This window comes from Dactylosporangium cerinum (assembly GCF_042653625.1).
Classification (GTDB): domain Bacteria; phylum Actinomycetota; class Actinomycetes; order Mycobacteriales; family Micromonosporaceae; genus Dactylosporangium; species Dactylosporangium cerinum.
Genome location: NZ_JBHSIU010000014.1, coordinates 134,080 through 159,523, shown reverse-complemented (window position 1 = coordinate 159,523; position 25,444 = coordinate 134,080). Strand labels below are relative to the sequence as shown.

The window sequence follows — 25,444 nt, the reverse complement described above, 5'->3', positions numbered from 1 at the left end:
GACATCGCGACCGGGCGCCGCGGCCGGCATCCGATGCCGGCCGCGGCGGGCCGGTCAGGCGGTGACGTCGGCGCTGTCGATGGCGACGTTCCAGCCGGAGCTGGCCGGGTGCTTCGTCCCCGTCACGCGGACCCGCAGGGTGTGCTGGCCGGCGGCGAGGACCGGGCTGGTCCACACCACGCCGGAGGCGTTGCGGGCCGGGGCGTAGTTGTCCACGAGGGACTCGGCGCCGCCGTCGACGGAGACCGCGATGATCTGCTGGTCGACGTCGCGGACGGCGTGCAGGGCGACGCGGGTGCCGGTGAACGGCAGCTGCGCCGTCGAGCCGGTGGTGAAGCTCCAGTTCGCCGTGCCCGCGTACATGTCGGCGATGCCCGTGGCGAGGCCCCAGCCGGCGCTGTAGACGAACCGGCCGTCGTTGCCGTCGATGACGGCCGGCGGGGCGGCGGCGGTGACGTCGGCCCGGTCCAGGGCGATGTTGATGCCGGTGGAGGCCGGGTTGCGCTGGCCGGTGTTGACGATCGTGAGCGTGTGCTGGCCGTTGGCAAGCGTTGGGCTGGTCCACACGACGCCGGAGGCGTTGCGGGCCGCCGCGTAGTTGTCGACCGTGGTCGGCGGGCCGCCGTCGACGGAGACGGTCATGCGGCCCTGGTCGACGTCGCGGACCGCGCGCAGGGCCACCTGGGTGCCGGTGAAGCGGAAGGTGGCCGTGGCGCCGGCGGTGTGGCTCCAGTTCGCGGTCCCGGCATACATGTCGGCGACGCCGGTGGTGAGGCCCCAGCCGGTGCCGTAGGTGAAGTCCGCCGCGTTCGCGTCCACAACAGACACACCGCCGCCGGTACCGCCGTCGATGGGGTTGCCGAGGGTCACCGTGTACGCGTCGGTGCCGGACACCATCGTCACGGGCACGGTCAGCGCACCGCCGGTGACCGTGAGGTCGGCGCTGCTGACGACGATCGGCGCGGCGAGCGGGGACTGGTCGGGGATGCGCTGCACCGTGACGCGGGTCCGGCCGCCGGACAGCAGCCATGACGGGATGCCGCTGAACGCGATCGACGTCGTGCCCGTCTGCCCGGTCTGGTTGCCCAGCAATGCGACCGCCCGGCCGGCGCCCTGGTCGACGGCGGCCGTGGCCGCGACGCCGGTGCCGCCGCTGACAGCGACGAGGTTGCCGGTGAGCTGGGCGTACGCGCGATACACCCACCACTGGCCGGTCGGCTGGCCGTTCCACAGCACCGAGTCCAGGGTGCCGGCGGTGCAGCAGTCCGACCAGATCGCGTGCGCGGCCGCGGACACGTCGGACGGGGCGAGCCGCGCGAGGTACCAGGCGAGGTACCCCGGCTGCTGCTGTTGCGAGAACAGGTACTCGTCGATGGTCATGGGCAGCGGGCCGACCCCGCGGGCGGACATGATGGCCTTGGCGTCGTTGGAATCGGCGAGGGGGTCGTTGCCGAAGTGCCAGTTGAGGACGCCCGGCAGGGTGCCGTCGGCCTTGGTGCGCGCCAGCCACGCGTCCAGCCAGCCGTGGTTGTAGCCGCTGTAGGACGGGCCGACGATCACCGCGGCCGGGTCGAGGCGCCGGATCTCGGTGACGGCGGTGTTCCACATCTGGTAGTACTGGGCGCTGTTCACCCCGCGGGGCCAGAAGCCGGTGCCGTCGGGTTCGTTCCAGATGTCGTAGCGCACCCGTACACCTGATGCCTTGACGTCGGTCACCAGCTGGGTGATGAACGAGCGCCAGTTGGTGCAGTCGCCGTTGTCGCAGGGGTAGACGGTGTTCGCGGGCTGTTCGGTGTCGGCGCCCCACACGTCGGAGACGAGCAGGTGGTAGGTGGCGTTGTAGGGCGCGGCGGTGACCCGGCGGGCCTGGTCGATCGCGGACGTGACCCGGACCTGGTAGCCGGTGCCGGCCCGGTAGCCGTCGCCGAGCCAGCCGTGCCCGGCGATGCGGGCGCCGCCGCCGCGGAACAGGGTCGGGCGCAACGGTTGCAGGAGGCTGTCGGCGGGGCCGACGCCGTTCTGGGTGAGGCCGTAGAGGAAGCCGGCGCCGGCGCGGGTCGGTGTCTTGCCGGGCGCGGCGAGGTTGACGGTCACGGTGCTGTCGGCGGCCTCGGCGGGTCCGGTGCCCACCACGGAAACCGCGGCGGCGAGGAGCAGGGCGGCGATGAGGCGGCTTGGCGGAGCTGCGCGGGACATCATTCCTCCTGAGCGATAGGGATCTGGGCGTTGTCCCGTAGGAACACGGGAATCTGCGCGAGCGGTGCGGCGACGGTGACGTGCCGCCCGCCCGGAAACGTGGTGCCGGTGTCGGTGTGCGTCCAGGTCGCGCCGGCGGGCAGGTACACCTCGCGGTGCGTGGTCGCCGGCGTGGTGACCGGCGCGACCAGCAGGTCCCGGCCGAACAGGAACGCGTCCTCGACGTCCCACGCGGCCGGGTCGTGCGGGAACTCCAGCAGCAGCGGGCGCATCAGCGGCAGCCCGGTGCGCAGCTGCTCGTGCAGATACGGGCGGAGCCGCTCGCGCAGCCGGATGAGCCGTTCGAGGATCGGGTAGACACCGGGGCCGTAGGACCAGGGTTCGTTCGGGCCGCCGCCGACCCCGACGCCGGCCCGATCGGCGCGCGGCTCCCGGTGCCCGTGCAGGCGCAGCAGCGGGCAGAACACGCCGAACTGGAACCAGCGCACCAGCAGCTCCCGGTAGTCCGGGTCGTTCGGGTCGCCGCCGTGGAAGCCGCCGATGTCGGTGGTCCACCACGGGATGCCGCTCATGGCGGTGTTGAGCCCGGCCCGCACCGACATCGCGAGCGCGTCGAAGGTGGCCGGGATGTCGCCGGACCACAGCGCCGCGCCGTAGCGCTGCGAGCCGGCCCACGCGGAGCGGACCAGGCTGAGCACCTCGGTCTCACCCTGGGCGCGCAGGTGTTCGTAGGCGCCCCGGGTGTGTTCGCGGGGGTACAGGTTGGCCACCTCGGCGCCCGGCCCGGCGGCGAGGTTCAGGTTGTGCAGGTGCCCGGGGCGGGTCTCCGGCTCGCACGCGTCGAGCCAGAACGCGCGGATGCCGGCCCGGCCGTAGTGCTGGTGGACGCGGTCCCAGAGGAAGTCGCGGGCGCGGGGGTCGGTGGCGTCGTAGAACGCGACCGCGAGCGGCGCGTCGGTCGGGCCGTCGGGCCAGTCGGCGTGCACGGCCGGGCCGTGGTCCGTGGCGGCGAGCAGCCCGGCGTCGCGCATCGCCGCGTAGTTCGCCGACAGCGGGCTCACCGACGGCCACACCGACACGACCAGTTCGACGCCGAGCGCCTTGAGCTCGCCGGCCATCGCCCGCGGGTCCGGCCAGGCGGCGGCGTCCCAGTCCCAGTCGCCGAGGTGTTTCCAGTGCAGGTAGTCCACGACGATGACGGACAGCGGCAGGTCGCGCCGGGCGTACTCGCGGGCGACGTCGAGGAGTTCCTGTTGCGAGGTGTACCGCAGCTTGCTCTGCCACAGCCCGGACGCCCACGCCGGCAGCTCGGGGGCGGGGCCGGTGACGTCGGCGTACCGGCGCAGGACGTCGGCGGGTTCGCCGGCGGTGAGCCAGTAGTCGATCTGCCGGGCCCGGTCGGCGACCCAGCGGGTGCCGTTGGCGGCCAGCTCCACCCGGCCCAGCGCCGGGTTGTTCCACAGCAGGCCGTAGCCGCGGCTGGAGACGGTGAACGGGATGCTCACCTCGCCGTTGCGCTGCCGCAGCTCCAGCACCATGCCCTTCTGGTCGAGGCGGCCGTGCCCGTGCTGGCCGAGCCCGTAGAAGCGCTCCCCGTCGTGCGCGTGGAAGCGTTGTTCGATGCGGTACGTGCCGCCGCCGGCCGCCTCGAAGTGCCGCGCCCCCGGCCACCAGAAGTGCGCGGGTTCCTCCCGCAGCAGCTCCGCGCCGGTGTCGGTGCGCCACGCGGTGAGCAGCCCGTCGTCACTGATCTCGACCCGCAGCCGGCCGTTGACGAGCCCGGCACCGTCCACAGTGGCCGGTGTCGCCGGCGGTGGCAGCAGCGCGCCCGGCAGGTCGGGCTCGATGCGGTGCAGGCCGGCCCGGACCCGGACGCTGTCGGCGCCCCAGGGTTCGACGGTGAGGACGTGGTGGCCCTGCCGCCAGGTCAGTTGCTTCGACACGAATGCTCCTAGTCTTTGACGCTGCCGCTGGTGATGCCGGCTGCGACGTACCGCTGCGCCACGACGAGCAGCACGGCGACCGGCAGCGAGGCGATGACCCCGGTGGCCATGACGCTGTTCCAGTCACTGATGTGCGCGCCGATGAAGCGGTAGATGCCGACCGTGATCGGGGCGGCCTCGTCGCGGGTGGTGAGGGTGACGGCGTAGAGGAAGTCCGCCCAGGCGAACAGGAACGAGAACAGGCTCGCGGTGATGACGGCGTTGCGGCTGACCGGCAGGATCACCGAGCGCAGCGCCCGCAGGCTGGACGCGCCGTCCAGGGCGGCGGCCTCGCGGATCTCGGCCGGGATGCCGCGCATGAACGCGTGCAGGATCAGCACGGCGAACGGCACGCACAGCGTCGAGTCGGCCAGGATCAGCGCGATCGGGGTGTTGATGAGGTACAGCTCGTTCGCCGCGACGTAGAACGCGTTGGCCATCACGATGCCGGGGATCATCTGCGCCACCAGCAGCGCGAACAGCAGCGTCCGGGCGAGCGGCGCGCCGAGCTGGGCGAGCCCGTAGGCGGCCGGCACGGCGACGGCCAGGGTGACCGCGACGGTGCCGAGCGCGACGTACAGGCTGGTGAGCAGGTGCCCGCCCTGGCTCTGCAGGGCGTTGCGGTAGCCGTCGAGGGTGCCGTGGATCGGCAGCCAGGTGGGCTCCGGTTGGATCAGCTCGGTCGACGGCAGCAGGGACGCGTTGAGCATCCAGTACAGGGGGAACAGCATCACCGCGAGGATCGCGATCCCGGCGGCGGTGCTCACGGCGCGTCTGCTCACGGCGCTTTTGCTCACGGCGCTTTTGCTCACGGCGCTTTTGCTCACGGCGTCCGCTTTTCGGCGCGCAGGTACGCCACCGCGAAAACGATCGCGACGAGCACGAGCACGTTGCCGACGGCGGCGCCGTGACCGAACGCCAACTGCTGGAAGGACAGGTCGTAGGAGTAGGTGGTGAGCGTCTGCGACGAGTCGGCCGGGCCGCCCTGGGTGAGCACCATGATGACGTCGAAGACCTTCAGCGTGTAGATGAGCCCGAGGGTGAGCACGACGGTGGTGACCGGGCGCAGCAGTGGCAGGGTGACCCGGCGGAACCGATGCCACGCCCCCGCGCCGTCCAGCTGCGCCGCCTCGTAGAGCTCGGCGGGGATGGCCTGCAGGCCGCCGTAGAGGATCACCATGTTGAACGGGATGCCGACCCAGACGTTGACCAGCGTCACCGCGGTCAGCGACAGGTCGGTGCTGGCCAGCCACGGCACCGGCTCCGACACCAGGTGCAGGTTGAGCAGCGTCCGGTTGAGGACCCCGGAGTCGGTCTCGAGGATCCAGCGCCAGGCGGTGCCGGACACCACGAGCGGCAGCAGCCACGGCACCAGCAGCAGCGAGCGCAGCGCCCCGCCGAGCGGGAAGTTCCGCTTGAAGAACACGGCCAGGGCGAGGCCGATGCCGAACTGCAGCAGCAGCGACCCGGCGGTGAACAGCACGGTGTTGGTGACGGTGCCGGCGAACGCCGGGTCGCGGAACACCTCGCGGTAGTTGCGCAACCCGACGAACGGCGCGACGCCCGTGTAGAACGACGTGACCGTGAAGTCCTGGAAGCCCATCCGCACGTTGGTGGCGAGCGGATACAGGTAGAACACGGCGACGTAGAGCCAGGCCGGGGCGACGAAGGCCAGCTTTCTCATTTCAGGGATGCCTGGGCCGCCTTGAGCGCCTCCTGCGGTGACTTGCCGCCGGCCAGGCACGACTGGATCGCGTTGAACAACGCCTCGCTGGTCTTCGGGTAGTCGGTGCCGAGGTCGGCGGTGCGGGCCTGCGCGGTGGCGACCTCCTCGACGAACGCGGCGAGCTGCGGGTTGCTCTGCGCGAGCGCGGCGGCGGCGGCCTGGTTGCTGGGGACGTAGCCGGCGGCCGTGGACCACTCGAGGCTCTTGTCCTTGCCCAGCAGGCACTTGAGGACGGCGATCGCCTTGCGTTCGCGCTCCGGGTTGCTGCGCCCGACGGTCCACATCTCGCCGCCGAGCGGGGTGACCGGCTTCGCCGTCGGCGCCGGGATCGGGATCGGGACGATGCCGAACTTGAGGCCCTGCTTGGCGTTCAGCGTCGGCAGTTGCCACGGGCCGTTGACCATCATCGCCGCGTTGCCGGCCATGAACTGGTCGTTGACGTCGGCCTGGGTCCACGTGACGACCGACTTGGACGCGGCCTTGGCGTCCACCAGGTCCTTCCAGAGCGTCAGGGCCTTGACGGCCTCGGGTGAGTCGAGCTGCTTGAGGTTCGCGCCCGCGGTCCAGAAGAACGGCTCGAACTGGAAGCTGCCCTCCTCGGTGCCGACGGCGGAGAACGCGATGCCGTAGCGGGTGCCCTTGGTGAGTGCCTTCGCGGCGGCGGTCAGCTCGTCCCAGGTCTTCGGCGGCTGGAGCCCGGCGGCGCTGAACAGGTCCTGGTTGTAGTAGAGGGCGAGGCCGTTGACGCCGGGTGCGATGCCGTAGGTGTCGCCCTTGTACTGGCCGGCGGTGACGATCGACGGGTAGAGCCCTTCGGTGCTGAGCTCCTTGAGCGGCACCAGGCCGCCGCTGGCGGCGAGCTGCGGCAGGTCGGGGTTGTCGACCAGGGCCAGGTCCGGCAGGGTCCGGGCCGAGGCCTGCTGCAGCAGTTTGGGCATGAACTGGGCGCGGGGCACCTGCTGGTGCTCGATCTTGACGCCCACCTCGGCGCCGCAGGCGTCGAGGAGTTTCGGCAGCTGGGTGTTCTGCGGTGCGGCCTCGTAGTAGTCGATCTCGGTGAGGGTGCCGGCGTCGTCCTTGGCCGTGCCGGCGCCGTCGCCACAGGCGGCAAGGGCAAGGACGGCGGTGGCTAATACGGCGGTGAACTTCTTCATGGAGGGGTGCCTTTCGTGGATTTGTCGAACTGATTCGACAATGCGCACAGCGCGCGGTGCGGGGGGTGTGGTTCAGCGGACCTTGAGGATGGGGGCGAGCATGGTGACCGACGGCTGCGCCGCGCCGTTGATCACGCCGGCGAGCCGTTGCACCGCGGTGCGGGCGAGCTCCTCCACCGGCAGGGACACCGACGTCACCGGGCGGGCCAGCCGGTCCGCGGCGTCGTCGGGGCAGATGGCGACGACGTCGACGTCGGCCCGGCCGAGGCCGGCGAGCCGGTCGATGACCAGCGGCAGCGCCCGCTCGTTGTAGACGATCAGCCCGGTGAGCTCCGGATCGCGGGTCACCAGGTCGGTCAGCGCGTCGACGACCCCGCCGCTGGAGGGCTCGCAGGCGGTCCAGGTGCCGGTCGCGCCCTCCTCGGCCAGCGCGGCCAGGGCGCCGTCGCGGGCGTGCTCCGCGTAGGCCAGGCCGCGCCGGTAGGTCTCCGGCGGCTGGCCGAGGAAGCCGACGTGCGTGTGCCCGCGCTCGAGGAGGTGCTCGGCGCAGGTCCGTCCGCAGGCGACGAAGTCGAAGTCGACATAGGGCAGGCCGTGCGGGTTGGCCGGGGTGCCGACCAGGACCGCCGGGCACTTCAGCGAGCGCAGCAGCTTCGGGCGCGGGTCCTTGTGCTGCACCTCCATCACCATCACGCCGTCGACCATCGCCGAGCCGACCGCGTCGCGGATGGCGGTGGCCCCGTCGTCGTCGGTCAGCATGAGCAGCTTGAGCCCGGCCTCCTGGGCGGCGGTGAGTGCGGCCCAGACGTAAGGCATCTGGACCTGGTTGTGCGGGCCGTGCACGAGCGGCAGGGCCATGGCGATGACCCCGGTCCGGCCGGTGCGGATGGACCGCGCGCCGGCGTGCGGGCGGAACTGCAGCGCCTCGATGCTCGCCTCGACCCTGGCGATGGTCTCGGCGGAGATCGAACGGTTGCCGCTGAGCACGTAGGAGACCGTGCTGCGGGAGACCCCCGCGTGCTTGGCGACGTCGGCGATGGTCACGGCCATGCCCCACATCCTCCCCTACGCCTCATGCGCTCCGGTGCCCGTCGAACTGATTCGAAACCTAGCACCACGATTTTCTGGTGACAAGGCCGCGCGCTGGCATTGACAGATATCTGTTAGGCAGGTTACCTATCCGGTACCCGCCCACCCTGTCTGGAGCCCCCATGCGCAGACCCCTCCTGGCGCTCGCGTCGGTTGCCCTGTCCCTGGTCGCGACCGCCGCGTACGCGCTGACCACCGCCACCCCGGCGCTCGCCGCCGGACCCACCGCGAGCCAGCTGCTCGCCAAGACCCAGACCTGCACCCAGGTCTCCAACGGCCGCTACGCCACCGACGACGGCGGCGCCGAGACCGTCGCGATCTGCAAGAACGGCAGCGCGTACTTCTGGACCGCCGACATGGACATCGACTGCGACGGCATCTCCACCTCGCGCTGCAACGCCTCCACCGACCCCTGGTATCAGGCGCAGACGTCCTTCACCACGTCCACCGGCGCCTACTTCACCTCCGACGTGACCCGCTACTACGTGGTGCCGCTGCCCAGCAGCCGGTTCACCTACTCGGCCAACGGCATCCGGGCCGGCAGCGTCGCCGCCGTCGTCTACAACGGCAAGGTCGCCTACGCCGTCTTCGCCGACGAGGGCCCCAGCAACATCATCGGCGAGGGCTCCTACGCCCTGGCCGTCGCGCTCGGCATCGACCCCAACCCGGCCAGCGGCGGCACCGCCGGCCCGGTCACCTTCATCGTCTTCCCCAGCAGCGTGCCGAACCCGGTGGAGAACAACACCACCATCGACAACGTCGGCTCCGCCGCGGCATCGTCCTGGGTCGGCTCCGCTCCTCCCACCACGACTCCTCCGACCACGACCCCGCCCGCCGGCAGCACCGGCCCGATCCACGGCTACGGCGGCAAGTGCGTCGACGTGGCAGCGGCCAGCAGCGCCAACGGCGCCGCGGTCCAGCTGTACGACTGCAACGGCACGAACGCCCAGAACTGGACCCGCGCCACCGACGGCACCCTGCGCGCCCTCGGCAAGTGCATGGACGTGACCGGCGCCGGCACCGCCAACGGCACCAAGGTCCAGCTCTACGACTGCAACGGCACCGCCGCGCAACGCTGGACCCGCACCGGCTCCACCCTCGTCAACGCCGGCTCCGGCAAGTGCCTCGACGCCACCGGCCCCAGCTCCGCCAACGGCACCCGCCTGCAGATCTGGACCTGCTCCGGCGCCGCGAACCAGCTCTGGACCTACTGACCGCCCGCGTCACACGGCCGGACGTCGCCACGCCGCCGGCCGTGTCCCGCCGCCCCGCCCAGGGTCACCGGGCCCAGACGGTCACGTTGAAGGTGATCTTGTCCGGATGTCCCGCTATCACGGCCGCCACGACCTGCAGCAGCGCCACGTTGCCCTCGCTGGTTCGTGCGCAGATCTGCGTCTCCAGGAAGACGTGGCTGTAGGGGATCGGTTCACTGGTCTGCCCCACGCGGGCGCATTCCTCGAACGAGCCTTTCCCACCGGGAATCCGGTGCGCGGCCCCCGAAGCCGCACGGATTCCCTCAATGTCCTGGCCGAGCAGCAGATCGGCGCCGCCGCGGCAGTCCGGGGTCGTCATCCGCCAGTTCTCCGCCGCGGGTGTGTCCAGGTCGACACAGTTGAGAAACGGGAGGACCAGGGAACCGCTGCGAAGCTGCTGCCCGCTCGGCACCGTCGGGCTCGGGGTGGGCTGGGCGCCGGGCTTGACGGGATTCGCGGCCAACGCTTGCCACCTGCCGTTTTCGGCGTGCAGCTGGTCGATCGACGCCCGCTGGTCGGCGATGGTTCGCCGGTTCGCGTCGAGTTCCTGGTTGGCCTTGACCAGGAGAAAGCTGAGGACCAGGCTGACCAGCGCCGCCGCCAGCCCGATCACGGCAACGACGGTCTGGAGGCGGCGGGTGCCCGAAGGAGGCACCTCGCCGGCGAGCGGGACCGGCTCCGATACACCGTCTGTCATGGCGACCTCCCCGAAATTGCGCCAGCGGCGACCCAACGCAGGGTATCGACAACGAACCAGTCCCATGACCCCGCGCGACAGCACCTGGGGAGTGCAAGCCTTCTGCACCTTCCTGGGCCTCGACCTCGACCTCGGCCCACAAGCGGATGCGCCGGCTCGACCCTCTACGCCGTGCTCCGTGAGCGCGAACCAGGTCTGGACCTACTGACCGCCCGCGTCACACGGCCGGACGTCGCCACGCCGCCGGCCGTGTGATGATGCTGCGGTGCAGCCGCCGCCACGCCCGTCGAGGGTCTTCCGCGCCAACGACATCCTGTCCGGCCGGGTCGTCCTGGACGGCTACCCCTTCCGCTACATCGTCGTCGGCCCGGCCATGTCGGTGTCGACCGCGGTCAGCGCCGCGTTCAACCGCGCCGCGGGCGAGAACACGATGTTCGACGAGGTGCTGACGGCGGTCGAGTTCCTGGAGACCCGCGGTTGGGAGCTGGTCAGCATGGACCAGGGCTTCGTCGCCTGCCTGCGCCGCGTCGCCCCCCGCTGACGGCGATGGTGGGATGGCTGGGTTCGCGCCCAGGAGCCTGTTGACAGCGTGCACTGGGGAGAAACGGCAATCTCCCGCCGCTGCTGATGATCGAAGGAGCGCCGTGGTCGCCCACGCGGCCAACCGGCTCGTTCGATCTGCGACCAAGCCCGGTTCTCGCCGCCGGCCGTGTGCTGCCGGGCCATCATGGTGCGCCGGGTGCGTCTCGCTCCTTGGCGGCGGACGCCTGGTCGGCGGCGTCGTCGCGGGCGCGCCGGGGCTCCAACCACAGCATCCTGATGAGCACACCTGTCGTCACCCCGGCCAGCACGAGGAATACCGACCTTCCGGTGATGTGGTGGAGCCACGCCATGGTGCCGACGAACAGAACGGCGCACACCACTGCCAGTGCTGTTCGCATCGCGCCTCCGGGGTCAGGGGAGCTTCGGGAGCATTGGAGGTTTCGGATTCCACGGGATGATGGGCAGTCTAGGCAGGATGCAGCTCGAGGCGGAACCGCTGTTCGAGGCGGCCGCTGCGCGGGTGCGGGGTGGGGTCGCCGCACGGGAGCCAGCCGTGCCGCTCGTAGAGGTCGACGGCCCGGGGGTTGTCCAGGTAGACGTCCAGCTCGCCGTGGGTGAAGCCGGCGGCCGACAGGTGGACCGGCAGTGCCAGCATCAGCTGCCGGCCGACACCGCTGCCCCAGCTGCGGGGGTGCACCGCCAGGTACCGGACGTCGGCGGTCGACCCGTCCGCGGGCGTCGGCTCGACGGCCGCGAAGCCGACAACCCGGTCGCCCGGGTCGAGCGCGACGAGCAGCAGCGACCTGGGCGAGCCCTCGATCACCCGCTCGATGACGGGGCGGGCCAGTGAGAGCGGCGCGACCTCGGTGTCGCCGTCGCGGGCCGCCGTCGCCGCGGCCCAGATCGCGGCCGCGTCGTCGAAGTGCTCACGATGCCCGGCCACTCGGATGCGAACCTTCATCGGTCGAGTCTGTCGCCGGCGGCTCGGCAGAGCGACCGATTTCGGCCGCCGGCGCGGCGCGGAGCCGGGCCGCCACCGCGGTGCACAGAACCCAGCCGTCCTGCCTGACGTGTGCGGGGTCGGTGGGGCGCCAGCCGCGGGCGAGCGCCTCGTCCAGCAGCGCCCGCACCACACGGGGCTGGTGCAGGTTCAGGTAGTCCTCGCCGTGGATCACGCCGCCCGAGTGCAGGAGGCCGTCCGGGACCAGCCGGCCGGGTCCGGCCTCGAACAGCACCTCGAGCCGGCCCGGTGCACCGGCGCGGCGCACCGCGAGCCGTTCGACGCAACCGTGGTAGTGCGGTGGGCCGCCGTCGTGCTCGACGCGGTGCCGGTGCGACAGGGACCACCGATACGTCAGCCGGTCGACGACCAGCACCCGGGCACCTATGCGGCGAGGCACAGCGGCACGCTACCGCGTCGCGGCAAGGAAGGCGCTATAGGTCGAGGCGGTAGCCGAGGCCGGGGCGGGTGACGATGTGCCGGGGGCGGGCCGGGTCGCGTTCGAGCTTGCGGCGCAGGTTGGCGAAGTGCACCCGCAGGTAGTTGGTCTCGGTCTCGTACCGGGGGCCCCAGACCTCGCGCAGCAGCTGGCGGTGCTCCACGACGGTGCCGGGGTGGCGGGCGAGGACCTCGAGGAGGTGCCACTCCGTCGGGGTGAGGCCGACCTCGCCGGCGGGGCCGACCGCGCGCTTGGTCGCCAGGTCGAGGGTGAACGACTCGGTGGTGATGACCGGTGCGTCCGCGGGCGCGGACCCGCGGCGCAGCGCGGCGCGGATCCTGGCGAGGAGCTCGTCGATGCCGAACGGCTTGGTGACGTAGTCGTCGGCGCCGGCGTCCAGGGCGGCCACCTTCGACGGCTCCGAGTGCCGGGCCGACAGCACGATGATGGGCACGGCGCTCCAGCCGCGCAGGCCCTTCACGACCTCGATGCCGTCGAGGTCGGGCAGGCCCAGGTCGACGATGGCGAGGTCCGGGTGGTGGTTGCCGGCGGAGATGAGGCCGGCGGTCGCGGTGACGGCGGTGTCGACCTGGTAGCCGCGGGCGGTGAGGTTGACCCGCAACGCGCGCAGCAGCGGCTCGTCGTCGTCGACGATGAGGATCCGGCTCACGGTTCGTATTGTCCCGCAACGGGCGCGCCCGCCGCCGGGCCTTCATCCGGGTGGCTGGGCGCCTGGGGGCGCGCGGCGCGGCGGGCCCGCCAGATGAGCCAGATCCCGGTGGCCACGACGAGCGGCCCGGCGGTGCAACCGATCGCCAGCAGCACGAGGGTGACGTGCCCGTCCCGGGCCTCCTGCGCCATCATCTCCGGCGTGGCGTCCTGGCTCGGGATGAACTGCCCCGGGCCGAGCGCGGCGAGCACCCACGGCAGCACCACCCCAGCTCCCGCCGCCAGCCGGTCCAGCCGATCCGCGCCCGCCACCCCCTCGACATCCGGTGATCTTCGCACGGCGCCGGTCCGTGACCCGACAGCACGCGGTGGCGGCGGGGGAGTGTGCGGTATGCATGGAGGCGTGGAAGAGCAGGTCGAGAAGCTCGGCACGATCGTGTCGATCTGGGCGCATCCCGATGACGAGACCTACCTGGCGGGTGGGATCATGGCGGCCGCCGCCGAGCTCGGGCAGCGGGTCGTGTGCGTCAGTGCCACCGAAGGTGAGCACGGCACCGACGACCCGGTCGCGTGGCCGCCGGAGCGGCTCGGGCGCACCCGCCGCTGGGAGGCGGCCGCGGCGATGGCCGTGCTCGGCGTCGCCGACCACCGCTTCCTGGGCTATCCCGACGGTGGGATGGCCGCCCTGGACCCCGAGGAGCCGGTGGCGCGGATCGCGGCGCTGCTCGTCGACGTCGCCCCGGACACGGTGCTCACGTTCGGCCCGGACGGCGGGACGTTCCATCCCGACCACCAGACCATCTCCGCGTGGGTCGGGGCGGCGTGGGACCGGGCGGGCCGGCCCGGGCGGCTGCTGCACGCGACGATGACCGCGGAGCACCTGGAGACCTGGGGCGAGCGGTACGAGCAGTGGCGGGTCTTCATGACCGACGAGCGCCCGGTCGGGGTGGCGCCCGATGACCTGGCGGTGGACCTGCGGCTCACCGGCGCGGCGCTGGACCGCAAGATCGCCGCGCTGCTCGCCATGCACACCCAGGTCGCGCCCGCCGTGGCGCTGCTGGGCATCGACGACTACCGGGCCCTGAACGCGGGGGAGGCGTTCATCGAGGCGCCGTGACCAGGTCCTCGGCCGCGTGGACCACCGCGGCCTCGATGTCGCGGGCACACCGCTGGATCGCGTCCGGGGTGAACCGGTGGGTGTCGCCCCACAACGAGTAGCTCATGGCGTCCTCGACGTGCAGGTACAGCGACCCGTCGTAGGTGTCCTCGCGGACGCCCCAGTGCACGGTGGTCCCGGCAAGGGCGGCGCGGACGGCGCCGATCGCCGGGACCGGCCCGGGGTCCTCGTCGCGGGTCTCCATCCGCCGGTCGTTGAGGTAGCAGGTCAGGTCGTGGCCGGCGACGAGGTCCTGGTGGACGGCCGGGTCGTAGTAGCCGTGCTTGTAGGCGCCCATCGCCGCGCTGAACGCCCGCGCGACCACCTCGTCGAACGGGCCGGTCACGTCGATCACGCACAGCCCGAACTGCCGGAGGCTGCCGACCGCCTCGGCGAAGCCGGGCCGGAACCGGTTGCTGACGACCACCTGCACGACGGCGGTGTCGGCGCCGGTGAGGCGGGCGGCCGCGACGGCGTACGCAGCGAGGAGGATCGGCCCGGTCGCGACCCGGGTCCGGGCCGCGACCCGCCGCAGGGCGAGGGCCAGCGCCGGCGAGTCGCAGACGACCTCCCAGAACCGCGGCTCGTCCGGGTCGAACGGCACCACCGGGACGGGCGCGTGCGGGACCCGCAGCAGCTGGCGTTGCCAGTACCGCAGCGACTGCTGGCTCTGCCGCAGCGCCGCCGGGGTCCGCTGCTGCCGTGCCAGGTCCAGCGGCTGGATGCCCTGCGGAGCGGCGTCCAGATCGGCCAGGTCGCGCACCACGGCGTTGATGCCGAACCCGTCGACGACGACGTGGTAGTACATCACCACGATGTGCGTGAGCGTCCCGCCGGAGCGGACCACTGCCATCCGCAGCGGCCACTCCGTGACCGGGTCGAACCTGGTCGTCTGGTATCGGACCCGGAGCCGCTCCGCCGCGAGGTCCGGGTCGCCGGTGGCGTCGAGGATCTCGAGAGCGGTCTCACCGGAGCTCGACACCACCTGCCGCGGCGGCCCGCCGTCCACAAGGGACAGTCTGGTGCGCAGCGCCTGGTGCCGGCCCACCAGGGAGCGCAGCACCGCCGCGACCCCCTCGACGGTCTCACCGTCGGCGGCGCGGACGGTGCCGCCGATGTTCATCGTCCGGCCGGTGCGCCGCATGAGGTCCCAGACGTCGCGCTGCCCCCAGGTCAGCTCCTCGACCCCGGATCCTTCGCCCTCGAACGCGACGACGACGTGACTCGTGCTGTTCCCCACCAACGACTCCCGTCCTGAGGCCCGCCGCGAGCGTGCGGCCCGCCGCCGGTGGTGTCAACGCGCGGCGGCGGGGGGCGTCGTTGGTACTGTTGCCGCCGTGGAACTTTCACGCGACGATGCGTCCGTCATCTCGCTGACCGGCCCCGACAGCCACCGGCTGGTGCGCAGTCCGGGTGTCGGCAGTGTCGTCATCGGCCCCGCGGCCGGCGGGTCGCAACGCCCGGACCTGGTCGTCGCCGCGGACGACGCGATCGACTGGACGGTGTTCGATCCGTTCAAGGTCCCGGCCGGATATCCGTGGCCACGCATCATCGTCTACGAGGGCGACGACACCGGCTTCTTCGACTGGGCGCGGCGCCGCCCGATCGAGACCTTCGAGTGGCGGCCGGGCGTGGCGCACGTGGTCGACGCGACCGGGGCATACGTCAGCCGCCTCGGGATCACGCTGCGAAACGCGCCGCTGCACCTGACCGTGCCGTCCGTGCCGCACGGGGTCCTGACCGTCAACGGCGACCTGAGCCTGCTGACTGCCGTGCTCGCCGACGGCGGCGCCTGCCCGGCGGTGGAGTTCAACCCCGACACGCTGCCCGCCGCGGACGCGGTGCCACTGCGCCTGCCGGAACTGCCGGCCTTCGCCGCCGCGCAGCGGGTGGGCGTGACGGTGCGGCCGTTGCGCCAGGCGTTCGACTGCGCCAGCCTGCTGCAGTTCCCCGACACCCGCCACCTCTCGCTCGGCGGGCAGCTGGTCAACGTCGCCGCCCTGGCGCAGCTGCGGCACCTGCGCAGCCTGCGGCTGCGGTTCTGCCCCGACCTGACCGGGCTGCCCGCGCTGGACAGCTGGCCCGAGCTGACCCACCTGATCGCGTTCAACGTGGAGGAGACCGCCGGCAAGCGGCTGCGCGGCGAGCTGCGCCGGCCCGACCGGCAGTGGGAGCACAGCGGCGTCTCCCAGCTGCGCAAGCCCGAGTGGTTCGCCACCGAGTACGGCCTGCCGTTCTCGGGCTGGCCGGCCGGGAAGGCGAAGAAGGCGACGACGGCGTTCCGCACCGCCCAGCGCGCGATCGCGACCGCGACCGGGCCGGACGGCGTCGAGGCGGCGATCCGCGCGTTCGTCGCGGTGGTCAACGCGATGCGGGGCATCGAGACGACCGAACGGGAGGACGCGGGCGACGCGGTGTCCCAGTTGGCCGCGGACACCCCGGTCGGCGATCTCACCGAGGACGCCCAGGAGTGGTTCGACGACGCCCGCGACTTCTGAAACCTACCGCCACGTGATGTCGGCGAACGAGGGCGCCAGCTTGGCGAACGCGCGGCGCAGCGGGCGGAGGAACTCCTCGGCGGTGGCGCCGTAGAAGTCGGCGGTGCACGTGCGGCCGTCGCGAACGAGCGTGTGGTACGCGGCCGCGTGGTCCCGCCGGAGCTCCGTCAGGTGCTGATCCAGCTTGTCCACCAGGTGCCGGACCGCGCTGACGCCGTCGTGGTCCGCGGCGGTCCGGAACACCGCGGTCAGTGCCGGTGCGTCGGCCGGGGGCGGGCAGTTCAGGCCGAGCCGCGCCGCGAACCGGGCGGCCTCCCGGGGCAGCGGGCCGGGCGGCGCGTCCGCGACGATGCCGGACAGCCATTCCTGGGCGAGGTCCGGTGCGCCCGCGGTCGCCGCCAGGTAGACGTGCCGCAGCCCCAGGACGCCGTGCGGCAGCGGGGTGCCGCGCACCCAGGCGAGGACGCCGGCGTCGGTGCGCACCTCGTCGAACCACGGGAGGTCCTGGACCGCCCGGCCGGCGTCCGCGCCGAGTGACCGCAGATCGGTTGCCGCGTCGAACGTCCACCAGCGCGAGCCGGTGCGCCGCAGGTGGCACTGGTGCTCGTCCGGCGGCTCCGGCGGCGGCACCAACGCCACGAACGCGTCCAGATCGTGCAGGAAGACACCCAGGTGGACGGTGAAGGCGCCGCCGTGGCGGGAGTTCCATCGGTGCGGCTCGACGGTGAGCAGCTCCTGCCGGTCGGCAAGGGTGCGCCGGTAGTTGCGGCCCCGGCCGGTGAAACCCTGCCGCTTGAGCACCGGCGTCACGTCCCGGGCCAGCAGCTCGGAGATGACCGCCTTCGCCGAGCGGTCCATGGCCGGCCTGGACTCGTCCGGCGGCGAGATCACGACCCGGCCAGCGGGGGAGGTGCGGTGCTGGCGCGCACGACGAGCTGGGTGGCCAGCTCGACCCGGGCCGGCTCGACCGTCTCGCCGACCGCCAGCTGCAGCACCATCCGGGCCGCGGTGGCGCCCATCTCGGCGAACGGCTGCCGCACGGTGGTCATCGGCGGGCCGCACCACCGGGTCACCTCGATGTCGTCGAAGCCGACGACGCTGACGTCGTCGGGGATGCGCACGCCGAGCAGGCGGGCGGCCTCGTAGACACCGAGCGCCTGCAGGTCGTCGCCGCACAGGATCGCGGTCGGCGGGTCGGGCATGGTGAGCAGCTGCCGGCCGAGCAGGGCACCGTCGTCGAAGTGGAACCGGCCGTGCCGGACCAGCCGCGGGTCGAGGGGCACGCCGGCGGCGTCCAGGGCGCCGCGGCACGCCTCGAGGCGTGCCCGCGCGCACAGGTACTCCATCGGGCCGGTGATCACGCCGACCCGCCGGTGCCCGAGGTCGAGCAGGTGGCGGGTCGCGGCGATGCCACCGCTCCAGTTCGTCGCACCGACCGACGGGATCGAGTGCATCGGCTCGCCGGTCGGGTCGAGCACGACCATGGGGACGCCGCTCGCGGTGAGCTGCTCGTACTGCCGGGCACGGAACGCCGAGTTGACCGCGATGACGCCGGTGGGGCGGCGGGCGAGGAGCCGGTCGGCGGTGCGGCGGCCGCCGGGGGCGGGGCCCTGCAGGTCGGTGAACCCGACCGCGAGGCCGCGGTCGCGCACCACCTGCTCGACGCCGCGCAGGATCTCCATCGCGAGGTGGCTCTCCAGGCCGTAGAAGGCGACCTCGACGCTCGGCGACGCGACCGTGGACTCGCCGCGGCGGTAGCCGTGCTCGCGCAGCAGCGCCTCGACCCGGTCCCGGGTCTCCACGGCGATGCCGGACCGTCCGTTCAGAACTTTCGAAACGGTCGGCGGGGACACGCCGGCGAGCTGGGCGATGGTCGCGACGGTGACCTCGCCACGGCGACGGCGGCCCTGCGGCTTCCCGGATTCCACCGCGCCAGTCTAGGACCGTTCCTAAGACATGGAAATATTTCCAAGTGGGGCGGTGCTGGCCCGCACGACGAGCGGGGTGGCGAGCTCCAGGCGGGTCGAGTCCAGGGGGTCGCCGGCGATGAGCGTCAGCAGCATCCGGGTGGCGAGGCCCGCCATCTCGGTCAGCGGCTGGCGCACCGTCGTCAGCGGCGGGATCGACCAGCGGGCCTGCTCGAGGTCGTCGAACCCGACGACGCTCAGGTCGTCGGGGACGCGCAGGCCGCGCTCGTAGAGGGCCTCGTAGGCGCCGCGGGCCATCTCGTCGGCGCAGGCGAAGATCGCGGTCGGCGGTGCCGGCAGATCCAGCAGCGCCAGGGTCTCCCGGTGCCCGGTCGGGCTGGTGAAGTCGCCGGTGCGCTCGTAGCTCGCGGGGACCGGCAGGCCCGCGGCGTGCATCGCGGCCCGGTAGCCGTCGACGCGGGCCCGCGCGCACAGCACGTCGCCCGGGCCGCCGATGACGGCGATCCGCCGGTGGCCGAGGCCGATCAGGTGCTCGGTGGCGGTCAGCGCCCCGGTCCAGTTGGTGGCGCCGACCGACGGCACGCTCGGGTCCGGCTGCCCGGCGGGGTCGACGACCACGACCGGGATGCCGAGCTGGGCGAGGCGGGCCCGCTGGTCGGCGGCGAGCTCCGACAGCACCAGCAGGACCCCGTCGGACCGGCGCGCCGCCAGGCTCTCCAGCCAGCGCCGGTCGGGCGCGGTGCGGGTGCGGCCGTGCACGGCGGAGACGACGACGCCGATCCCGGCGCGGTGCGCGACCTCCTCCACGCCGGCCAGGATCTCCATCGCCCAGGCATTGCCGAGGTCGACGAAGACGACGTCGATGAGACCGGCGGTGCGGGCCGCCGGGGTGCGGCGGGGCAGGTAGCTGCGGGCGCGCAGCAGCTCCTCGATCCGCTCCCGGGTCGCGGGTGCGACGTCGTGCCGGCCGTTGAGCACCTTGGAGACGGTCGGGACGGAGACCCCCGCCTCGGCGGCGATCTCGGCCATGGTGGCCCTGCTGTGCGACGCCATGGCCCGCGAGTCTACGCCGCAAGTTTCGCGGCCAGCCAGTCCAGCTGGCGGCGGACGTGGACCGCGTCGCCGCCCTCGTGCCCGTTGAACGGATACGTGAGCATGGTGCGGTCCGCGCCGCCGTAGGCGTTGTACGCGGCGAACACGGTGCTCGGCGGGCACACCGGGTCGCGCAGCCCGGTGCCGAAGTGGCCGGGGGCGGCCGCCCGCCGGGCCAGGTGCACGCCGTCCATATAGGACAGCGTGCGCCACACCTGTTCCGCGGCGTCCCGGTGCACCGCCAGGTACTGGGCGATCTCCCCGTAGGGCGCGGCGTCGGTGAGTGCGACGGCCCGCTCGACGTGGCACAGGAACGGCGCGGTGGCGAGCAGTGCGGCCAGGTCGGGGACGAGACCCGCGACCGCCAGGGCGAGCCCGCCGCCCTGGCTGTTGCCCAGCGCCGCGACCCGCGCCGGATCGACGCCGGGCAGCGCCCGCACCGCGTCGACGGCCCGCACCGCGTCGGTGATCAGCCGCCGGTAGTAGTAGTCGTGCGGGGACAGGATGCCCCGGGTGACCGGCTGGAATCCGCCGGCGTGCGGGTCGGGGGTGTCGCCGCCGTTGCCGTACCGGTCGCCCTGGCCGCGGTTGTCCATCAGCAGGTGCGCGTACCCGGCGGTGACCCAGGTGAGGCGCTCGTGCGGCAGGCCGCGCCCGCGCCCGTACCCGGCGAACTCCACGACCGCCGGCAAAGCCCCGGTCGCGCCGGCGGGACGGCTGAGCCAGGCCCGGACCGGGTCGCCGCCGAACCCGGCGAACGTGACGTCCCAGGTGTCGACGAGCCGCAACCCGGTCGCCACCGGCACGGCGGAAAGGACCGGCGCAGAGGCGCGTGCCGCGTCGAGCGTCGAGGCCCAGAACGCATCGAGGTCGGTGGGTTCGGCCAGTACAGGGGCGTACCGGCATAGCTCCGGCAGTGCGAGGTCGAACTGTGGCATGAGGATCCTCGACCGAAAGTTTCCATGGGCTCCGGTGTCGCCCGCTGGTCAAGTGTGCGCAGCTCATGAGCCAGATATCGAGTCCTTGACAGTACGTAGTGATGAATCTACATTACCCGATGCTTGCCGAATGATTGCCGAAAGTTTCGAAGATTCGGGGAGGGAGGCCGGGCATGAGCCGCCGCACCTGGCGAGCCGCACTGCGCCGCGACTGGCAGCTGTACTCCCTCGCCGTGCTGCCACTGCTGTTCTTCGTCGTCTTCCGGTATCTGCCGATGGCCGGCAACGTCATCGCCTTCCGCCGCTACCGGCCCGGCGGCGACCTGTTCGGCGAGACCTGGGTGGGCCTGCGCTACTTCCGGATGTTCTGGCAGGACCCGACGTTCTGGCACGTCTTCACCAACACGCTCGTCCTCGGCGGGCTGACCCTGCTGCTCGTGTTCCCCCTGCCGATCGTCCTGGCGCTGCTGCTCAACGAGGTGCGCACCCGCTGGCTCAAGCGGCTCGTCCAGACGATCTCGTACCTGCCGCACTTCCTGTCGATCGTCGTCGTGGCCGGCATCGTCATGCAGCTGCTCGCCCTCGACGGCGCGGTCAACGCGGGCCTGCGCGCGGTCGGCGCCGACGCCGTGCCGTTCCTGCAGCAGCCCGGCTGGTTCCGCGCCATCTACGTCTCCTCCGAGATGTGGCAGACCGTCGGCTGGGGCACGATCCTGTACCTCGCCGCCCTGACCACCATCGACCACGAGCTCTACGAGGCGGCCCGCATCGACGGCGCGAGCCGGTGGCGGCAGACCTGGCACGTGACGCTGCCCGGCATCCGCCCGACGATGGTGACGCTGCTGATCCTCAACATCGGCACGTTCCTGTCGGTCGGGTTCGAGAAGGTCCTGCTGCTGTACAACCCGCTGACCTTCCCGACCGCCGACGTCATCTCCACCTACCTGTACCGGGTCGGCGTGGTGTCCGGCAGCTTCAGCTACGCCGCCGCGATCGGGCTGTTCGAGTCGGTGATCGGCCTGACCCTCGTGCTCACGGCGAACTTCGTGTCCAAACGAACGGTCGGGGCGAGCCTGTGGTGAAACGAGCCGCCCTCGGGCTGATCCTCACCGGCGTCGTGGTGCTGACGCTGTACCCGTTCCTCAACGTCGTCGCCCGCTCGTTCAGCGAGGAGCAGGCGATCCAGGCCGGGACGGTGAACCTGCTGCCGCGCGGGTTCAACACGACCACCTACGAGGTCGTGCTGTCCGACCCCGTGTTCTGGACCAACTACCGCAACACCCTCGTCTACACCGTCGTGGCCACGGTCATCTCGATCGTGCTCACCACCTGCTTCGCGTACGTGCTGTCCAAACGCCACCTGAAGGGCCGCGCGCTGCTGGTCGGGGTCGCGGTCTTCACCATGTTCTTCAACGGCGGCCTGATCCCCAACTACGTCCTGGTCAGCGGGCTCGGCCTGCGCAACACGATCTGGGCGGTGGTGCTGCCCAACGCCATCAGCGTGTTCAACCTCCTCGTCATGAAGGCCTTCTTCGAGGGCCTGCCGGCCGAGCTGGAGGAGGCCGCCGCCGTCGACGGGCTCGGCACCTACGGGATCCTGTGGCGGATCGTGCTGCCGCTGTCGAAGGCCGTCATCGCCACGATGGTCCTGTTCTACGCGGTGTTCTTCTGGAACTCGTGGTTCCCGGCGTTCCTGTACCTGGACGACGCCGACCTGTTCCCGGTCACCATCTACCTGCGCAACCTCATCGCCGGGTCCACCGGCGGGTCCGACATCTCCACGCCCTCGGACACGGCACTGCAGATCGCGGCGAACATCCAGGCCGTGACGATCGTGCTCACGGCGCTGCCGATCATGCTCGGCTACCCCTTCATCCAGCGGTATTTCGTCTCCGGGATCACCCTCGGCGCCGTCAAGGGATGACGGCCGCAGACAAAGGAGCTTCTGTGCACCAGATTTCGCACCAGGTTTCCAGGCGCGCCCTCTTCGGCGCGTGCGGCGCGGCCGCGGTGGCCGCGCTGGCCGGCTGCGGCGACGATGACGACCCCGACAAGGGCCAGGACTACACCGGGCACCGCGACGGCGCCATGGACGGCTACGGCGCCGGCCAGCAGTTCACCGCCACCCAGCCGCTGACCTTCTCCATCATGATGCTCAGCAACGCGGGCTACCCGTACAAGGCCGACTGGCTGTTCTTCAAGGAGCTCACCAAGCGCACCAACGTGACGCTGCAGGCGACCGTCGTGCCCGGCAGCGACTACAACCAGAAGCGCAGCGTCGTGGTCGCGGCCGGGGACGCCCCGATGATCATCCCGAAGACGTACCACCCCGACGAGGAGGCCTACATCGCCGGCGGGGCGATCCTACCCATCAGCGACCACCTCGACCTGCTGCCGAACTTCCGCGACCAGGTCGCCAGGTGGAACCTGCAGTCCGACCTCGACGGGTTCCGCCAGGAGGACGGCAAGTTCTACCTGCTGCCCGGCCTGCACGAGGACGTCTGGGCCGACTACTCCCTGGCCGTGCGCACCGACGTGCTGCAGCAGCTCAACCTGCAGGTCCCCAAGACGTGGGAGGACCTGCGCACCGTGCTGCGGGCCATGAAGGCCGCCCACCCCGACGTGTACCCGCTGTCGGACCGCTGGAGCACCCCGGCCAACCCCGGCGGCAACAACCTGCTGTCGATCGTCGGCACCGCGTACGGCGTCCAGGCCGGCTGGACCTACCAGCACGCCCGCTGGGACGAGACGGCGAAGGCGTTCGGCTACACCGGTGCGAGCCCGCAGTACAAGCAGATGGTCGAGTACCTCAACTCGCTGGTGACGGAGAAGCTCGTCGACCCCGAGAGCTTCACCCAGTCCGACGACATCGCCAAGCAGAAGTTCGCCAACGGCAGGTCGTTCGTGATCAGCTGCAACGCCCAGACCCTCGTCAACGAGCTGCGGCCCAGCATCGCGAAGATCCCCGGCGCGACCGTGCTGAAGATCCCCACGCCGACCGGCCCGATGGGCGACACGAAGGCCGGCACCCGCCTCGAGGGCGGCGTCATGATCTCGGCGAAGGCCCGCGACAGCAAGAACTTCGTGGCGCTCATGCAGTTCATGGACTGGCTGTACTACTCGCCGCAGGGCAAGCTGTTCGCCAAGTGGGGGGTCGAGGGCACCACGTACACCGGCAACGTCGACGACGGCACGTTCAAGCTCGCCGCCGACGTCAACTGGGGCGGGCTGAACCCCACCGGCACGAAGAACCTCCAGGTCGAATACGGCTTCCTCAACGGCGTCTTCGTCTACGGCGGCACCACCAAGCTGCTCAACTCGCAGTTCCCCAAGGAGGAACTCGCGTTCCAGGAGGTCATGAACGCCCGTAAGAACCAGCCGCTCCCGCCGCCCCGCCCCCTCAACGCCGACGAGCGCGAACAGGCGACACTGTGGGAGACCACGCTGAAGGACCACGTGAACCAGCAGACGCTGAAGTTCATCCTCGGCTCCCGCCCGCTCAGCGAGTGGGACGCCTACGTCACCGAGCTCAAGGGCAAGAACATGACCCGGTACATCGAGGTCGTGAACGCCGCCTACAACCGGTACAAGAAGAACCACGGGTGAGCGCGTGGCGGCACTGCGTCGGCGCCGGGCGGTTCGAGCTCGCGCTGCGCCGCGACTACCAGGAGTCGCTCGCGCTGCTCCAGCGTGAGATCGGGTTCCGGCACATCCGCCAGCACGGGCTGTTCAGCGACGGCATGGGCGTGCACCGGCCCTACGGGCACGGCGGCGAGCGGCGGGTGCTGCACTCGTTCACCTACGTCGACCAGGTCGTGGACGCCTACCTGGAGCTCGGTGTCCGGCCGTTCGTAGAGCTCGGGTTCATGCCGCCCGGGCTCGCGTCCGGCGACCAGACCGTGTTCTGGTGGCGGGGCAACGTGACCCCGCCCAGCGACCGCAAGGAGTGGGCGGCGCTGGTCCGCGGCACCGTCGCACACCTCGTCGACCGCTACGGTCTCGACGAGGTGCGCGGCTGGCCGATCGAGGTGTGGAACGAGCCGGACCTCAAGGACTTCTGGCAGCACGCGGACCAGGACGCCTACCACGACCTGTACGAGGCCGCCGCCAACGCGGTGAAGGACGTCGACGCGTCGCTGCAGGTCGGCGGCCCGGCACTGTCGCCCGGTGCGGACGACGGCTGGCTGCCGCGGTTCGCCGAGTTCGTCGCCGCACGGGACGTCCCGATCGACTTCGTGAGCCGGCACGCGTACACCTCCGGCGCCGCCCAGCACGTGCCCTTCGGCGTGCACCAGACCCTCGCCCCGGCGGCGACGCTGCTGGAGCAGTTCGCGGCGCCGCGGCGGCAGCTCGCCGGCACCGCCCTGGCGGGGCTGCCGGTGCACATCACCGAGTTCAACTCCTCCTACCGCCCGGACAACCCGATCCACGACACCGCGTTCCACGCCGCCTACCTTGCACCGGTCGTCGCCGCCGCGGGCGACCTGGTCGACTCGTTCTCCTACTGGACGTTCTGCGACGTGTTCGAGGAGAACGGGATCCCGGCGGCGCTGTTCCACGGCGGCTTCGGGCTGCTCACCCACCGCCAGGTCAAGAAGCCCACGTTCCACCTGTACGCGTTCCTGGCCCGCATGGGCGACCAGGTCGTGGCCCGCGGCGACGACCACCTGGTGACCCGGGACGGCACCGGCCGGGTCACCGTGCTCGCCTGGGCGCCGGTCGACCACACCGGCCGCGGCCCGGCGGAGGTCGGGCACCGCGTCCGGCTGTCCGTCCCCGTCGGACAGCCGAGCGGAACCGCGTATGTGGCGAGGTCTTCGGTGTCGGAGGAGGCGGGCAATGCGTGGGCGGCGTGGCGGGAGCTGGGCAGCCCCCGCTCTCCCAGCGCACGGCAGCTCGACGCGTTGCACGAGGCGGCGGAGCCGGCCCGGCGGCACCACGCCGCGCCCGTCGTTCAAGGGCGGGCCGAGCTCGACCTGACCCTCGCCGCGCACGAGGTGACCCTGGTCGAGGTCACCGCCGTCCACGACGAGACGCCGCCGTGGTGGGACGACGCCCGACTGCTGGGCGGCACCCGATGAGCG

Annotated in this window: 25 protein-coding genes; 8 read left to right on the top strand and 17 right to left on the bottom strand. The window is 71.9% G+C overall.

Annotated features, from left to right (window positions below):
• Positions 1–54: 54 nt before the first annotated feature.
• The 6 genes from ACFPIJ_RS14560 to ACFPIJ_RS14535 form a co-directional block, all read right to left on the bottom strand.
• Positions 55–2,196: a hypothetical protein gene (locus ACFPIJ_RS14560; protein ID WP_380115364.1), complete on the bottom strand. Its 2,142-nt coding sequence runs from the start codon at positions 2,194–2,196 to the stop codon at positions 55–57.
• A complete protein-coding gene (locus tag ACFPIJ_RS14555) occupies positions 2,196–4,139 on the bottom strand; it encodes a glycoside hydrolase family 31 protein (RefSeq protein ID WP_380115363.1) in 1,944 nt (647 codons plus the stop codon). Before ACFPIJ_RS14555 ends, ACFPIJ_RS14560 begins: the two co-directional genes overlap by 1 nt.
• A gap of 8 nt (positions 4,140–4,147) precedes the next feature.
• Positions 4,148–4,960 (bottom strand): carbohydrate ABC transporter permease, encoded by an 813-nt coding sequence (locus tag ACFPIJ_RS14550; RefSeq protein ID WP_380115361.1) that lies wholly within the window; start codon positions 4,958–4,960, stop codon positions 4,148–4,150.
• A 41-nt stretch (positions 4,961–5,001) separates the two neighbouring features.
• Positions 5,002–5,862, bottom strand: coding sequence for a carbohydrate ABC transporter permease (locus ACFPIJ_RS14545; RefSeq protein ID WP_380115359.1), 861 nt, complete (start codon positions 5,860–5,862; stop codon positions 5,002–5,004).
• Positions 5,859–7,058 (bottom strand): sugar ABC transporter substrate-binding protein, encoded by a 1,200-nt coding sequence (locus ACFPIJ_RS14540; RefSeq protein ID WP_380115358.1) that lies wholly within the window; start codon positions 7,056–7,058, stop codon positions 5,859–5,861. Before ACFPIJ_RS14540 ends, ACFPIJ_RS14545 begins: the two co-directional genes overlap by 4 nt.
• Before the next feature lie 72 nt (positions 7,059–7,130).
• The gene (locus ACFPIJ_RS14535; RefSeq protein ID WP_380115357.1) at positions 7,131–8,108 is read right to left on the bottom strand and encodes a LacI family DNA-binding transcriptional regulator; all 978 of its coding nucleotides are present in this window, start codon (positions 8,106–8,108) and stop codon (positions 7,131–7,133) included.
• 161 nt (positions 8,109–8,269) lie between these two features.
• On the opposite strand from ACFPIJ_RS14535, the gene ACFPIJ_RS14530 reads away from it, so the two are divergent.
• On the top strand, positions 8,270–9,361 hold the full coding sequence (locus ACFPIJ_RS14530) for a ricin-type beta-trefoil lectin domain protein (protein ID WP_380115356.1): 1,092 nt from the start codon (positions 8,270–8,272) through the stop codon (positions 9,359–9,361).
• A 64-nt stretch (positions 9,362–9,425) separates the two neighbouring features.
• Here ACFPIJ_RS14530 and ACFPIJ_RS14525 read toward each other — a convergent pair whose 3' ends face one another.
• Positions 9,426–10,013 carry a hypothetical protein gene (locus ACFPIJ_RS14525; protein ID WP_380115355.1) on the bottom strand — a complete coding sequence of 196 codons (588 nt, stop codon included), beginning with the start codon at positions 10,011–10,013 and terminating at the stop codon, positions 9,426–9,428.
• Between the two features lie 349 nt (positions 10,014–10,362).
• On the opposite strand from ACFPIJ_RS14525, the gene ACFPIJ_RS14520 reads away from it, so the two are divergent.
• Complete coding sequence (locus ACFPIJ_RS14520; RefSeq protein ID WP_380115353.1) at positions 10,363–10,638, top strand: hypothetical protein; 276 nt, start codon at positions 10,363–10,365, stop codon at positions 10,636–10,638.
• A gap of 184 nt (positions 10,639–10,822) precedes the next feature.
• Here ACFPIJ_RS14520 and ACFPIJ_RS14515 read toward each other — a convergent pair whose 3' ends face one another.
• From ACFPIJ_RS14515 to ACFPIJ_RS14495, 5 genes are all read right to left on the bottom strand, one after another.
• Entirely contained in the window at positions 10,823–11,038 is a 216-nt protein-coding gene (locus ACFPIJ_RS14515) for a hypothetical protein (RefSeq protein ID WP_380115352.1), read from the bottom strand.
• 68 nt (positions 11,039–11,106) lie between these two features.
• Positions 11,107–11,601 carry a GNAT family N-acetyltransferase gene (locus ACFPIJ_RS14510; protein WP_380115351.1) on the bottom strand — a complete coding sequence of 165 codons (495 nt, stop codon included), beginning with the start codon at positions 11,599–11,601 and terminating at the stop codon, positions 11,107–11,109.
• Complete coding sequence (locus ACFPIJ_RS14505; protein WP_380115349.1) at positions 11,567–12,040, bottom strand: hypothetical protein; 474 nt, start codon at positions 12,038–12,040, stop codon at positions 11,567–11,569. The genes ACFPIJ_RS14510 and ACFPIJ_RS14505 overlap by 35 nt, the downstream gene beginning before the upstream one ends.
• Positions 12,041–12,074: 34 nt before the next feature.
• Entirely contained in the window at positions 12,075–12,749 is a 675-nt protein-coding gene (locus ACFPIJ_RS14500) for a response regulator (protein WP_380115347.1), read from the bottom strand.
• Positions 12,746–13,087 carry a hypothetical protein gene (locus ACFPIJ_RS14495; RefSeq protein ID WP_380115345.1) on the bottom strand — a complete coding sequence of 114 codons (342 nt, stop codon included), beginning with the start codon at positions 13,085–13,087 and terminating at the stop codon, positions 12,746–12,748. Before ACFPIJ_RS14495 ends, ACFPIJ_RS14500 begins: the two co-directional genes overlap by 4 nt.
• A gap of 64 nt (positions 13,088–13,151) precedes the next feature.
• Between ACFPIJ_RS14495 and ACFPIJ_RS14490 the strand changes: the two genes are divergently transcribed.
• Positions 13,152–13,865, top strand: coding sequence for a PIG-L deacetylase family protein (locus ACFPIJ_RS14490; RefSeq protein ID WP_380115343.1), 714 nt, complete (start codon positions 13,152–13,154; stop codon positions 13,863–13,865).
• On the opposite strand, the gene ACFPIJ_RS14485 is transcribed toward ACFPIJ_RS14490, so the two are convergent.
• Complete coding sequence (locus ACFPIJ_RS14485; RefSeq protein WP_380115342.1) at positions 13,849–15,144, bottom strand: condensation domain-containing protein; 1,296 nt, start codon at positions 15,142–15,144, stop codon at positions 13,849–13,851. The genes ACFPIJ_RS14490 and ACFPIJ_RS14485 overlap by 17 nt on opposite strands.
• 97 nt (positions 15,145–15,241) lie before the next feature.
• Here ACFPIJ_RS14485 and ACFPIJ_RS14480 point away from each other — a divergent pair, with 97 nt between their 5' ends.
• A complete protein-coding gene (locus ACFPIJ_RS14480) occupies positions 15,242–16,402 on the top strand; it encodes a hypothetical protein (protein ID WP_380115340.1) in 1,161 nt (386 codons plus the stop codon).
• 3 nt (positions 16,403–16,405) lie between these two features.
• Here the strand turns inward: ACFPIJ_RS14480 and ACFPIJ_RS14475 are convergent, their stop codons facing one another.
• Genes ACFPIJ_RS14475 through ACFPIJ_RS14460 form a run of 4 tightly spaced genes read right to left on the bottom strand, consistent with a single transcriptional unit; the run spans position 16,406 to position 20,360 of the window.
• The gene (locus tag ACFPIJ_RS14475; protein ID WP_380115339.1) at positions 16,406–17,293 is read right to left on the bottom strand and encodes a DUF4304 domain-containing protein; all 888 of its coding nucleotides are present in this window, start codon (positions 17,291–17,293) and stop codon (positions 16,406–16,408) included.
• Positions 17,290–18,330: a LacI family DNA-binding transcriptional regulator gene (locus tag ACFPIJ_RS14470; RefSeq protein ID WP_380115338.1), complete on the bottom strand. Its 1,041-nt coding sequence runs from the start codon at positions 18,328–18,330 to the stop codon at positions 17,290–17,292. The genes ACFPIJ_RS14475 and ACFPIJ_RS14470 overlap by 4 nt, the downstream gene beginning before the upstream one ends.
• A 21-nt stretch (positions 18,331–18,351) precedes the next feature.
• Positions 18,352–19,383 carry a LacI family DNA-binding transcriptional regulator gene (locus ACFPIJ_RS14465; protein ID WP_380115336.1) on the bottom strand — a complete coding sequence of 344 codons (1,032 nt, stop codon included), beginning with the start codon at positions 19,381–19,383 and terminating at the stop codon, positions 18,352–18,354.
• 11 nt (positions 19,384–19,394) lie between these two features.
• Positions 19,395–20,360, bottom strand: coding sequence for an acetylxylan esterase (locus ACFPIJ_RS14460; RefSeq protein ID WP_380115335.1), 966 nt, complete (start codon positions 20,358–20,360; stop codon positions 19,395–19,397).
• 173 nt (positions 20,361–20,533) lie between these two features.
• Between ACFPIJ_RS14460 and ACFPIJ_RS14455 the strand changes: the two genes are divergently transcribed.
• Genes ACFPIJ_RS14455 through ACFPIJ_RS14440 form a run of 4 tightly spaced genes read left to right on the top strand, consistent with a single transcriptional unit; the run spans position 20,534 to position 25,441 of the window.
• A complete protein-coding gene (locus ACFPIJ_RS14455; RefSeq protein WP_380115334.1) occupies positions 20,534–21,442 on the top strand; it encodes an ABC transporter permease in 909 nt (302 codons plus the stop codon).
• Positions 21,439–22,284: a carbohydrate ABC transporter permease gene (locus ACFPIJ_RS14450; protein ID WP_380115332.1), complete on the top strand. Its 846-nt coding sequence runs from the start codon at positions 21,439–21,441 to the stop codon at positions 22,282–22,284. The genes ACFPIJ_RS14455 and ACFPIJ_RS14450 overlap by 4 nt, the downstream gene beginning before the upstream one ends.
• Positions 22,285–22,307: 23 nt before the next feature.
• Positions 22,308–23,966 (top strand): ABC transporter substrate-binding protein, encoded by a 1,659-nt coding sequence (locus tag ACFPIJ_RS14445; RefSeq protein WP_380115331.1) that lies wholly within the window; start codon positions 22,308–22,310, stop codon positions 23,964–23,966.
• On the top strand, positions 23,963–25,441 hold the full coding sequence (locus ACFPIJ_RS14440; protein WP_380115330.1) for a GH39 family glycosyl hydrolase: 1,479 nt from the start codon (positions 23,963–23,965) through the stop codon (positions 25,439–25,441). Before ACFPIJ_RS14445 ends, ACFPIJ_RS14440 begins: the two co-directional genes overlap by 4 nt.
• The last annotated feature ends 3 nt before the right edge of the window (positions 25,442–25,444 follow it).